General features: G+C 65.8%; 11 protein-coding genes and 1 pseudogene. 6 read left to right on the top strand and 6 right to left on the bottom strand.

Annotation, left to right across the window (positions count from 1 at the left end; genetic code table 11):
- The first annotated feature begins 107 nt into the window (after window positions 1-107).
- Window positions 108-754: pseudogene (locus HTUR_RS13225) on the top strand (helix-turn-helix domain-containing protein).
- A gap of 716 nt (window positions 755-1,470) precedes the next feature.
- On the opposite strand, the gene HTUR_RS13215 reads toward HTUR_RS13225, so the two are convergent.
- A complete protein-coding gene (locus HTUR_RS13215; protein ID WP_012943823.1) occupies window positions 1,471-2,166 on the bottom strand; it encodes a class I SAM-dependent methyltransferase in 696 nt (231 codons plus the stop codon).
- Window positions 2,167-2,363: 197 nt separating this feature from the next.
- Here HTUR_RS13215 and HTUR_RS13210 point away from each other — a divergent pair, with 197 nt between their 5' ends.
- The gene (locus tag HTUR_RS13210; RefSeq protein WP_012943822.1) at window positions 2,364-3,143 is read left to right on the top strand and encodes a 4-phosphopantoate--beta-alanine ligase; all 780 of its coding nucleotides are present in this window, start codon (window positions 2,364-2,366) and stop codon (window positions 3,141-3,143) included.
- 7 nt (window positions 3,144-3,150) lie between these two features.
- Here HTUR_RS13210 and HTUR_RS13205 read toward each other — a convergent pair whose 3' ends face one another.
- Entirely contained in the window at window positions 3,151-3,807 is a 657-nt protein-coding gene (locus HTUR_RS13205) for a hypothetical protein (RefSeq protein ID WP_012943821.1), read from the bottom strand.
- A 116-nt stretch (window positions 3,808-3,923) separates the two neighbouring features.
- Between HTUR_RS13205 and HTUR_RS13200 the strand changes: the two genes are divergently transcribed.
- Together HTUR_RS13200 and HTUR_RS13195 are read left to right on the top strand one after the other, a co-directional pair.
- Complete coding sequence (locus HTUR_RS13200; RefSeq protein WP_012943820.1) at window positions 3,924-4,211, top strand: HalOD1 output domain-containing protein; 288 nt, start codon at window positions 3,924-3,926, stop codon at window positions 4,209-4,211.
- 183 nt (window positions 4,212-4,394) lie between these two features.
- Complete coding sequence (locus tag HTUR_RS13195) at window positions 4,395-5,390, top strand: tyrosine--tRNA ligase (RefSeq protein WP_012943819.1); 996 nt, start codon at window positions 4,395-4,397, stop codon at window positions 5,388-5,390.
- 27 nt (window positions 5,391-5,417) lie between these two features.
- On the opposite strand, the gene HTUR_RS13190 is transcribed toward HTUR_RS13195, so the two are convergent.
- Window positions 5,418-6,125 (bottom strand): helix-turn-helix domain-containing protein, encoded by a 708-nt coding sequence (locus HTUR_RS13190; protein ID WP_226377446.1) that lies wholly within the window; start codon window positions 6,123-6,125, stop codon window positions 5,418-5,420.
- Between the two features lie 283 nt (window positions 6,126-6,408).
- Window positions 6,409-6,579 carry a hypothetical protein gene (locus tag HTUR_RS27415; RefSeq protein WP_012943817.1) on the bottom strand — a complete coding sequence of 57 codons (171 nt, stop codon included), beginning with the start codon at window positions 6,577-6,579 and terminating at the stop codon, window positions 6,409-6,411.
- A gap of 142 nt (window positions 6,580-6,721) precedes the next feature.
- On the opposite strand from HTUR_RS27415, the gene HTUR_RS13185 reads away from it, so the two are divergent.
- Window positions 6,722-7,660: a biotin--[acetyl-CoA-carboxylase] ligase gene (locus HTUR_RS13185; RefSeq protein ID WP_012943816.1), complete on the top strand. Its 939-nt coding sequence runs from the start codon at window positions 6,722-6,724 to the stop codon at window positions 7,658-7,660.
- A gap of 11 nt (window positions 7,661-7,671) precedes the next feature.
- On the opposite strand, the gene HTUR_RS13180 is transcribed toward HTUR_RS13185, so the two are convergent.
- Together HTUR_RS13180 and HTUR_RS13175 are read right to left on the bottom strand one after the other, a co-directional pair.
- Entirely contained in the window at window positions 7,672-8,151 is a 480-nt protein-coding gene (locus HTUR_RS13180; RefSeq protein ID WP_012943815.1) for a universal stress protein, read from the bottom strand.
- A gap of 132 nt (window positions 8,152-8,283) precedes the next feature.
- Window positions 8,284-9,315, bottom strand: coding sequence for an amidohydrolase family protein (locus HTUR_RS13175; RefSeq protein WP_012943814.1), 1,032 nt, complete (start codon window positions 9,313-9,315; stop codon window positions 8,284-8,286).
- A 238-nt stretch (window positions 9,316-9,553) separates the two neighbouring features.
- Between HTUR_RS13175 and katG the strand changes: the two genes are divergently transcribed.
- On the top strand, window positions 9,554-11,722 hold the full coding sequence (gene katG / locus HTUR_RS13170) for a catalase/peroxidase HPI (RefSeq protein ID WP_012943813.1): 2,169 nt from the start codon (window positions 9,554-9,556) through the stop codon (window positions 11,720-11,722).
- Window positions 11,723-11,744 lie beyond the last annotated feature (22 nt).

The raw sequence follows: 11,744 nt of genomic DNA, 5'->3' as shown, positions 1-11,744 counted from the left end.
GGCCGCGGCCGTTCGAATCGCTCGCTGATCCACGCTCGTTTTTGTCGATTTCGCTCGGATCCGATACCGATCGGACGTTTATGTGGGCCGAGCGCCACGCTCGAGCCATGAAGTCGATGGGCATTCGGCTACAGTACGCCCCGGAGGCGGTGCCACCGCTCCACGCGGGGATCTGCGAGTCGCCCGACATCGACCGGGAGGTCATCGTCGGCGGGCAGGCGGTCGACGGCGTCGAGACGATCACATCGTTCGTCTACGGCGATCCCGAGGCCTACGAGGCGCTGCTGGTGGACCTCGAGAACGTCCGCGAGTACGATATCACGCCGGCCGAGGACGGATTTTTCCTCTACCTTCGGCGGGGGCTCGGTGCGGACGGACTGTCGCTACTGAACGCGCTCGCACAGGAGACCGTCGTTGTCGTGCCGCCAATCGAGGTCCGTTCCGATCGCTTCGGCTGACGGTCGTCGGTCACCCGTCCGCCCTCACGGCCGTGATGGACGAGGTGCCCGACGGGATGACCATGGACGTCCGCTGGGTGAGCGACGACGTGACGGTCTCCAATTCACCCGTTACCGACCGTCAACTGGCGGCGCTCCGGGCGGCCCGTGAGGTCGGCTACTACGAGATTCCGCGCGCGGCCGGCATCGAGGCGGTCGCCGACGAACTCGAGTGTGCCGTCTCGACGGCGTCGGAACTCGTCCGCCGCGGCGAGGCGAACGCGGTCGAGCGGCTGCTCGAGACGGACCTCTCGTAGGTCGGCTGGCTCGTCTACTGGAACCGACCGGCGAGCCAGATTAGGACTCCCGCCCCGATCAGTACGAGACCTGCGGTCGAGGTAACCGGTTCCGGGAAGAGAAAGAGGACGACTCCGGCGGCAACGAGTAGCGTACCGAGTCCGTACTTCGCTCTCGCCCGATCGAACCAGCTCCCCGAGTCGTCCGCCGTCGGTTCCGCTGAACTCCCTCGTACTCGATCCACCAGACTCCCGGAATCGTCCGTCGTGGATTCCTTCGAGCTCCCTCGTACTCGCTCTACCAGACTCCCGGAATCGTCCGTCGTGGATTCCTTCGACCTCCCTCGTACTCGCTCTACCAGGCTTCCGGAGTCGTCCGTCGTGGATTCCTTCGACCTCCCTCGTACTCGCTCTACCAGGCTTCCGGAGTCGTCCGTCGTGGATTCCTTCGACCTCCCTCTCGTTTTAGCCATCCAACCGTTCGATTCGTCCTCGGTTTCTTCAGCCGATCGTCTGAATCGCATGGGTGATTCTTATCTGCGAACTGGGAATAGCAGAATGCCTTCCAGTGCTGGCCGTTGAAATTCTCCCAAGTAGACACTCTTTCTCCCTGTACTGCGGTGCCACGCTCACCTACTGACGTTCCCGTATCCAAAACCTATTATCGATGACTTGACACTCCGTACGGCGCAGAAGCGTTTGGAAATTTTCCGTGTAATCCGCCGTTCAGCGTCTTATCATCCGGCGTCGCGCTTCTCGCAGACGACGGTGTATGAAGTGCCGGCCATGTGGGTGTCGACGACCTCGCACTCGTCGAAGACCGTCGCGAGCGCGTCCACGACGCCGCCGTCCGGATTCCAGTTCGCGTACCAGCGGAGGAACCGTCGGACGAGGGGATTCAGGACTCGAGCGGGGCCGCTCGGAAACGACCGGATGTCGACGACCGCGATGCGTCCGCCCGGGACGAGGGATCGGTAAACGGTCTCCGCGGCGCGGCGGATATCGGGCATGACGGAGAGGGAGAGCGTCGCGAGCGCCACGTCGAAGGGGTCGTCGAACTCGACGGTCGTCGCGTCGGCCCGGAGCACCCGGACGTTCTCCCAGCCGTGCGCCTCGATTCGCGCCCGCGCGTTCTCGAGCATGCCGGGGCTGTAGTCGACGGCGACGAGTTCGCCCTCCGCGCCGATGTCGCGTCGCACCCGCTCGAAGTTGACGCCGGGGCCGCAACCGATCTCGAGCACGCGGTCGCCCCGTTGCAGGTCGAGTCGATCGATGGCCGCCTCGCGAATCGGTTCGAAGTCCGACTCGCTCGTCCCGTACCAGTCGCTCCAGCGGTCCCAGACCCGCCGGCTGCGCTCGAGGTGGGCGGCGTGCTCGTCGTCCGTGGCGGGGGGATCGGCTGTCGGGGTTCGGTCTCGTCGGTCCGTAGCCATACGTGGAGATGCCTCGCCTCGAGTGAGTAGCTTTACGCGAAACCTATCGGGGCTTTCTGAGTTGGGATCGTAGCAGGATCGATTCGCCCGGTCTGGACGGGATCCTCGCGAGTGCGATCGGACCGGCACCGTTCGACGGGGCCGCGGGCAGTCGCCGGATCGGGCCGTTTTTTATCGATCGAATCCAGTGATCGATCGTGACCGATTACGACACCGTCTCCGCCGACGTCGAGCACGAGAAGGAGATTCCGGAGGACCACCCGAGATACCAGGACCTGCTCACCCGCCACCGGATCGAGAAGGGCGTCGAGAAGGGAATCACGCACCTGCAGGGGATGCACGCCGAGGGCCGGGGGAGCGCCTTCGACTACCTGCTCGGCGAGGAGACGATCCCCAGCGCCGACGAGGCCGAGCGGGCGGCCGCCGCGCACTTGCTGCTCGCCGAGCGGCCCGTGCTCTCGATCAACGGCAACGTCGCCGCGCTCGTCCCCGGCGAGATGGTCGAGTTGGCCGAGGCCACCGGCGCCGACCTCGAGGTCAACCTCTTCAACCGCACCCCCGAGCGAATCGAGGCGATCGCCGACCACCTCCGCGAGCACGGCGCCGCGGACGTCAAGGGCCTCGAGGCCGACGCGCGCATTCCCAATCTGGACCACCAGCGCGCGAAGGTCGACGAGGACGGCATCTACGCGGCCGACGTCGTGCTCGTCCCCTTAGAGGACGGCGACCGCGCCGAGGCGTTAGACGAGATGGCCAAGACCGAGATCGTGATCGACCTCAACCCGCTCTCGCGGTCGCCTCAGGTCGCCGACGTGCCGATCGTCGACAACATCATCCGCGCCGTGCCGAACGTGACCGCACACGCCCGGGAGCTGGCCGACGCCGACGAGTCGGAACTCGAGGCGATCGTCGAGGAATTCGACCGCGAGGCGGCCCTCGAGGAGGCCGAGGAACGGATTCGGTCGGGCGAGCTGTGAGGGTAGCTCAGAATTTGTCCGTGATCGCCGGTGAGACGGCATCGCGCGCGTCTTCGCGGTCGATAACGTAACTCCGTTCGGCGTCGATGCCGGGAAGTCGCGATTTCAGTTCGGCGATGCGTTCCTCGACGCGATAGTACGACAGCGAGAGGTACTCGCTGGCCGCCCGCGACAGCGAGTCGTCGATCTCGTACTCGATCCCGTCGGAGCCGTTGAGACACCGCTGTTCGTAGTCGACGAGCCACTTCCGCGCCATCGCGACGCCCATCTCGGCGTCGTAGCCCCGCGCGACGTAGTGTTTGTAGGGGTGGCGGATCCACGAACACTCCCAGTGGGCGTAGACGTCGACCTTCTCGGCGTCCTCGAGCGCGTGGAGCACGACGTGGAGTTGCTCGTCGGCCAGCGGTGACGGTCGCCAGACCCACGATCCTTCGGAGGTGTTGCCGTCGAATCGGACCTTCAGCGACGCGATAGGGTTTCGCGAGAAGCCCAGTTCGTCGAGGATCGACTCGAGGCGAGCCTCCGAACAGTGGGCCGTCAGTACGTACTCGTCGGCCGTGGTGTGGCTGATGGCGTAACCGCCGAACGTCCCCGCGAACAGGTAGTGGAGCTGCGGCAAGAGACTCCGGCGCACAGCGTTGACGGCGTCCTCTCTGTACGTCATGTGATCGGGCGGAGTACGCGAGCCAGCGGGAAGTGTATTCGGGACGGCAGCGTTCGCGGTCGGGCCTGCCACAGCCGGTAAAACGATTAGGGGGGTTCTCGTCAACGGTAGGACCGATGCCCGGGCCGACCGATCCGTTCGACGACGACGTCGTTACGCGCCGAACCCTCGACACCTCGCGAGACGCCCCGGCGATCGGGCTCGTCGAGATCGTCGCCGACGTCGAGGGAACCGACGCGATGGAGCTCGCACCGATCTACGATCGGGCCGACGATCTGGTCGCCGACCTCTTCGAGTCGCCGCCCGAAGCCGACGCCGACGCGGAACTCGAGTTTTCCTACCAGGGATACCGAATCACCGTTCGACAGGACGGCACCGTCGTGATTCGGGACCCGTCGGAGTAGTCGCCGTCTCCTGCCGGCGACCGCGGTCGTCCTCGGAGCGACGAGTTCGAGTGAGCGGAGAGTCGACGCTCGCGGAACGGTCGAATCGGATCGAGACGGTCCTGACACCGCCTTGAGATCGTCCGGTATACTACCACCGTTCAAGAAAGCATAAATCCGTCCGCTGATTCCACTCAGACAGCAATGGATACCTACGACCTGATCACCCGGAACGCCGAGGAGGTCGTCACCGACGAGGAGGTGCGCGAACTCGCCGACGATCCCGACGGCAAGCGCGCCTACGTCGGCTACGAGCCCTCCGGCGTGCTCCATCTCGGCCACCTGCTGACGGCGAACAAGCTCATCGATCTCCAGGAGGCCGGTATGGAGGTCGTCGTTCTGCTGGCCGACGTCCACGCCTACCTCAACGGGAAGGGGACCTTCGAGGAGATCCGCGAGACCGCCGAGCGAATGAAAGCCCAGTTCATCGCGTACGGACTCGACGAGGAGTCGACCGAGTTCGTCTACGGCTCCGAGTTCCAGCTCGACGAGGAGTACACGCTCGACCTCCACGAACTCGAGCTCTCGACGACGATGAACCGGGCCCAGCGTGCGATGGCAGAGATTCAGGGCGACGAGACGGCGAAGGTGAGCCACCTCGTCTACCCGCTGATGCAGACGCTCGACATCGAGTACCTCGATCTCGATCTGGCCGTCGGCGGGCTCGACCAGCGCAAGGTCCACATGCTCGCCCGCGAGAAGCTGCCCGAGGTCGACTACGAGGTTCGGCCCGCCCTCCACACCCCCATCGTCGCCGATCTCACCAGCGGCGAGGGGAAGATGTCCTCGAGCGAGGGGATCACCATCTCGATGGAGGACTCCACGGAGGACCTCGAGGAGAAGGTCAACTCGGCGTACTGCCCGCCGACCCGCGATCCGGAGCCGGACGACGACGGCAACGAGCGCGAGAACCCCGTCCTCGAACTGTTCGAGTACCACGTCTTCCCGCGGTTCGACGAGATCGTCGTCGAACGCCCCGAGAAGTACGGCGGGGATCTGACCTACGAGGCCTACAAGTCGCTGGCCGCGGACCTCGAGTCCGGGGAACTCCACCCCGCCGACGCGAAGGGGACGCTGGCGAGCTACCTCGACGAACTGATCGCGCCGGGTCGCGAGAAGCTCCACGAGCTTCGAGAGTAAACAGGGTCGGGTCGTCCGCACTTCGACTCACTCGACGAACACGCGCTCGTCGTCGGTATCGAGGAGCGAGCTGAAGATCTTCCCTTCTGCGGTTCGGAGGTGCTGTGAGAAGGTGGCCGGCGCGATTCCCAGTTTGGCGGCGAGTTCGCTGGCCTCGTGCTTTCGCGGCCAGTCGTAGAACCCGTTCATATAGGCCGTCAGGAACACTTCCCGCTGTCTGTCCGTCAGCGCGTCGATGAGAGTCTGCGAGAGGTCGTAGCGCGTGAAGAGCGGCGTCGATCGACGCCGGTCGCGACAGTCGGTGGCGGTCACCGTCGGATGCTCCCGCTGGACTCGGTCGACGAGTTTGACGGCGTCGGCTCGCGACGAGACCTCCGCGACGAGCCGCCCCTCTCCGCCGGCGGCCTCGACGGTCCGGGGAATCGCCCCGAAATCGACGACCGTCTTCGCGACGCAGTCGCCGCGGACGTGGAACCGCAGTCGCCCGCCGTCGGCGTGGCGGGCGACGGGGTCCGCGTCGACGTCCGCGGCGTCATCGATCGATTCGGGAATCCGCTCCGGCGGGACGCCTTCGACGGTAAAGTACTCGACGAACCCGCCGTCCGAATGGGGAAAGAGCACTTCGAGGTCGAGCAGGCAGCCTGCCGTCTCCGAGGCGTCGACGAACGGATACGACGGATCGTCGACGCGGAACTCGACTTCGACGACGGATTTCTCGCTCCGGCTTCCGCTCATCTCCTGTCGACGTTCGCGGGCTCGGCACTGTTCGCTTTCGCAGTCCATAGCAGGGGCTTCTTTCGTCCGTCGGCGCCGTATTCGAGAGTGCGCGCCGTCTCGCTCACCGGCGACCTGACGACCGTCGGCCTCGAGATCCGTGGAACGTCGTTTCACTCCACTTCGGATCGGGACGCCGTTCGCGAGGCCGGAACCGAAACGATCCGGCCGGTCGCCGCGGAATACGTAGAGGTCTCGGTGCCCGTCAGGGTTGCAGTAGCCGTCGGGGACCGAAAAATAGCGGTCAGAACTCCATCGCGCCGATCGCCGGCTCGTCCGCGCAGCGACTGCACTCGAAACTCGTTCGGTAGTCCTCGCACGGCTCGTGGACCTCCTGACCGCACGTCTCGCAGCGCACGAGTTCGTGCTCCTCGATTCGGCGTTCACAGGTGGTGCAGCGACGTCCGAGTTTCATGGGTTATGGTAGCGTATTACACGCTCGTTCGGAGCTTCGTGAACCGCCGATAAAAGCCTACGGATGGACCAGTAGATCGAACAGTCGCGGCGTTCGGCGACGACCCCGCCGATTGAAGTGCGAGCGCGCCCCTCTCGCGTCCATGAACGAGACGCGACGGGCGATCCTCGAGGCGCTGTCCGACGGGCCGGTCTCGGGGCCAGAGCTGGCCGAGTCGCTGGACGTCTCGCGGGCGGCCGTCTGGAAACAGATCGACGGCCTCCGCGACGCCGGCTTCGAGATCGAGAGCGGACCGACCGGCTACGAACTGGTCGCCGTCGAGGCGTACACCGGGCCGGCCGTCGAGTTCGGCCTCGAGGCGCCGTTTTCGGTCGACTACCACGAGACGATCGGGAGCACCAACAATCGCGCGCGCGAACTCGCCGCCAACGGAGCGGCGGATGTGGCCGTGTTAGCCGACGAACAGACTGGTAGCCGCGGCCGACTCGATCGCGAGTGGTCGTCACCCTCGGGCGGCGTCTGGGTGAGCATCGTCTCGCGGCCAACGATCACGCCCGCGCAAGCGCCGCTGTACACGCTCGCGGCCGCGGTCGCGATCGCTCGAGCGGCCCGCGAGGCCGGCGTCGACGCCCGGATCAAGTGGCCGAACGACGTGGTCGTCCCGGTGGGTGACGACGGCGACTACCGGAAGCTCGCGGGTATCCTCACCGAGATGGAAGGCGAGACGGATCGGGTCGACTGGATCATCCCCGGTATCGGTGTCAACGCCAACATAGACGTCGACGCGCTGCCGGAGGGGGCGACGAGTATCCGCGACGAGGCGGGCGACGTCGACCGACGCCTGTTCGTCCAGCGGTTGCTCGAGGAGTTCGACGACTACCGGAACGATCTCGAGACCGTCATACCGGCGTGGCGGGATCTGGCGCTGACGCTGGGCCAGCGCGTCAGGGTCGACCGGCCCGCGGGCGAGGTCGTCGGCGAGGCGGTCGATATCACCGACTCGGGAGCGCTCGTGATCGAGACGGACGACGGGCAGGAGACAGTCTCGGCGGGCGACTGCGAACACTTGCGGCCGGTCTGAGAACGGTCGATTTACTCGACGGCGACGCGTTTTCGATCCCGACGAGTCCCCTCGTCGTCGGTCGGGTCGACGTGGACCGCCAGCACCGGTACCGGCGCGCGGCGAACGACGCGTTCGGTGACGCTGCCGAGCAGGAGTCGGTCGATGCCGGCCCGGCCGTGCGTTCCCATGACGACGAGGTCGCACTCCTCCGGCTGAGCCTGATTGACGATGACGCGGCTCGGAGAGCCCTCGAGCACCGTCGTCTCGACGTCGATATCCTCCGGCGCGAGTTCCTCGACTCGACCGACCGCTCGCTCTCCGTCCTCGCGGAGGGCGCTGCCGACCCCTTCCAGTGCGGCTTCCATCGGGAGGTTTCCGTAGCCCGCGACGTCGACGACGTAAATCGCTCGCACCGTGGCGTCGTGACTCCGAGCCAGATCGAACGCGTACTCGAGAGCGTGTTCCACCTCCGGCGAGCCGTCGGTCGGAACGAGGATGCAATCGTACATACGGATTATGGTAACATACAACACACTACTATAATAGCGTTGTCGTGGTTCAGCCGGACGGTCGATCGAGTTGATAGCCGGGAGCGATGCCCGAAAACTGGAGGCAACTACGAGAGACGCGTGAAGCGGCGATTAGACGGTCATGGAACCGAGGACGACCTCACGGACGTCGTCGACGCCGGCCCGTCGGACCACGGCCCGGACGGGGTCGCGAGCGCCGGCGAGGTTGTGCGAGTCGCCGTCGAGGACGAGCAGTCGGGCCTCCCGTCCCGGTTCGACGAGGCCGTACTCGAGGTCGGCGATCTCGGCGCCGTTGATCGTGGCCATCCGAAGGATTTCGGTGGCCGGCAGTTCCGACAGCTTGGCGAGGAACTCCATCTCCCGGAACATCGACGGCGAGTTGAGCATCACGTTGTCCGTGCCGAGCGCGAGCGTCGTCCGCTCGCTGAGTTCCGCGTACGGCGACAGCCCGACGTCGGTCACGAGGTTCGATCGCGGACAGACGACAATCGGGACCTCCTGCTCGGCGACGCGCTCGAGGTGGTGCGGTTCGGGGTGAACCATGTGAACCAGAAACTCCGGCTCGAGGTCCAGCGCGGGATCGATGTCGCTCTCGTCGACCTCGCCGGCGTGGATTCCGAAGGGTTTGCCCGCCTCGCGGGTCGCCTCGCGCTCGGCGTCGAAATTGGCGTCGTTGGCGCCGCTGGCGCCGAAGCCGTCGCCCGCGTGCATCGCGTCGATCGAGCCGCGCGCGAAGGCGATCGGATCGATCTCGAGCCCCGCTACCGCGCGCTCGAGCGTCTCGACGCCCTCGACACCGCCCTCGCGGAACTCGAGGCAGGCCGCGGTGCCCGATTCCTGCATGAACTGCAGCGAGCGGCGCATTGCGGCGGCGAGTTCCGCCTGAGAGGCCTGTCGCAACAAGCGGTGTTTCAGCCCGTCCGGCGGCGCGACGAGTTCCTCGAGGGAGAGCCCGCCGCCCGCTTCCTTCGCGATCGAGTCGCCGATGTGCGTGTGGGCGTTGACGAACGCCGGCAGGATGATGTCCCCGCTCTCGACGGCGGCCTCTTCGATCGCCTCGATCCGGCCGTCGTCGCCGATCACGACGCGTCCCTCGACCGGTTCGAACTCGTGACCCCGGAGGATCGTCCCCGTTCGTTCCATAGACACGTGTTCGTACCGCGTGCCTTCAACGATTCGGGGTCGGTCGACTCGACCGCGAACGGCCACTGAACCCGACTGTCCGGTTCCGGGAACGTCCCATCTCCGCCGTTAGTACGGCCCGGGGAGTATTTTCCCTCTAAAGCAACCGTTACCCTGTCCCGAATTAAAATGTAAATAAGAAACTCAAAACATCACATGGGAAACAGTATTATGAGGATAGACTCGGTCCTGTTATGCTATGACCTGGTCCAACCAAGACTGGTGGCCGGATCTGCTGAGAGTAGACATCCTCGACGATAACACCGTGGACGCCAGTCCGTACGGCGAGGACTTCGACTACGCGGAGGCGTTCCAGCAACTCGATTACGAGGCGGTGAAAGCGGACATCGAGGACGTGATGACGACCTCTCAGGAGTGGTGGCCGGCCGACTACGGCCACTACGGGCCGCTTTTCATCCGGATGGCGTGGCACAGCGCGGGGACGTATCGCACGCTCGACGGCCGCGCTGGCGCGTCCGGCGGCCTCCAGCGCCTCCCGCCGGAGAGCAGTTGGCCGGACAACGTGAACCTCGACAAGGCCCGCCGCCTGCTCCAGCCGGTCAAGCGGAAGTACGGCCGCAAGCTCTCGTGGGCCGACCTGATGGTCCTCGCTGGGAACGTCGCCCTCGAGTCGATGGGCTTCGAGACGTTCGGCTTCGCCGGCGGGCGCGAGGACGCGTTCAAGTCCAACGAGGCCGTCGAGTGGGGGCCCGAGACGGAGTGGGAGACGACCTCGCCCGAGCGCTACCGCGACGGGGAGGTCGGCGACCTCAAGGACCCGCTCGCGAACACCGTGATGGGGCTCATCTACGTCAACCCCGAGGGGCCGTACGGCGAACCGGACCTCGAGGGCTCCGCGAAGAACATCCGCGAGGAGTTCTCTCGCATGGCGATGACCGACGAGGAGACCGTGGCGCTCATCGCCGGCGGCCACACCTTCGGGAAGGTCCACGGCGCCGACAACCCCGACACGAATCTCGGCCCCGAGCCCGAGGCGGCCCCCATCGACCAGCAGGGCCTCGGCTGGCAGCACGAAGGCAGCGAAGACAAGACCGGCGGACTTGACGTCATCACGAGCGGTATCGAAGGACCGTGGAACGCCTCGCCGATCCAGTGGGACACGGGCTACGTCGACAACCTGCTCGATCACGAGTGGGAACCCCACAAGGGGCCCGGCGACGCGTGGCAGTGGCGGGCGAAAGACGAAGCGGACCTCGAGTCCGCGCCGGACGCCCAGGACTCGTCGGAGACCCAACTGCCGATGATGCTGACGACGGACGTCGCCCTGAAGCACGACCCCGACTACCGAGAGGTCCTCGAGCGCTTCCGGGAGAACCCCAACCAGTTCCGGGAGGCGTTCGCGAAGGCGTGGTTCAAGCTCCTCCACCGCGACATGGGACCGCCCGAGCGGTACCTCGGCCCGGAGGTCCCCGACGAGACGTTGATCTGGCAGGATCCCGTCCCCGACGCCGACTACGAACTGGTCGGCGAAGCGGAAATCGACGAACTCGAGGCGGAGATTCTCGATTCGGACCTCTCCGTCCCGCAACTGGTCAAGACCGCGTGGGCGTCGGCGTCGACGTACCGCGATAGTGACAAACGCGGCGGCGCGAACGGCGCACGGATCCGCCTCGAACCACAGCGAAACTGGGAGGTAAACGAGCCCGAGGAACTGGAGACGGTCCTTTCGACCTACGAGGAGATTCGGGGCGAGTTCAACCGCACCCGCTCCGACGACGTGACGGTCTCGCTGGCCGACCTCATCGTGCTGGGGGGCAACGCGGCCGTCGAGCAGGCAGCGGCCGAGGCCGGCTACGACGTGGACATTCCCTTCGAACCGGGCCGCACGGACGCCTCACAGGAGCAAACCGACGTCGAGTCCTTCGAGGCGCTCGAGCCGAAGGCCGAGGGCTTCCGGAACTACCTCGGTGGCGAGTACGACGACCTGTACGACTCGCCCGAGGAGCGGCTGATAGACCACGCGCACCTCCTGACCCTGTCGGTACCCGAGATGACGGTGCTGGCCGGAGGCATGCGCGCGCTGGGTGCGACCTACGGGGATTCCGGTCGCGGCGCCTTTACCGACGAACCCGGCGTCCTGACGAACGATTTCTTCGCGAACCTGCTCGATATGGGCTACGATTGGGAGCCGGTCTCGGAGGACAGAGAACGCTTCGAAGTCCGCGACCGCGACACCGGCGACGTCGAGTGGGAAGCCACCCGCTTCGACCTCATCTTCGGCTCGAACGCTCGGCTTCGAGCGCTCGCGGACGCCTACGGTGCCGACGACGGCGAGGAAGAATTCGTCCGTGACTTCGCGGACGCCTGGAGCAAGGTGATGACGCTCGATCGCTTCGACCTCGAGTAATTCCGGGTGATTCGGACTCGTC

This window comes from Haloterrigena turkmenica DSM 5511, assembly GCF_000025325.1.
GTDB lineage: Archaea > Halobacteriota > Halobacteria > Halobacteriales > Natrialbaceae > Haloterrigena > Haloterrigena turkmenica.
The sequence above is the reverse complement of the archived record's forward strand: the minus strand, read 5'-3'. Positions and strand labels throughout refer to the sequence as shown.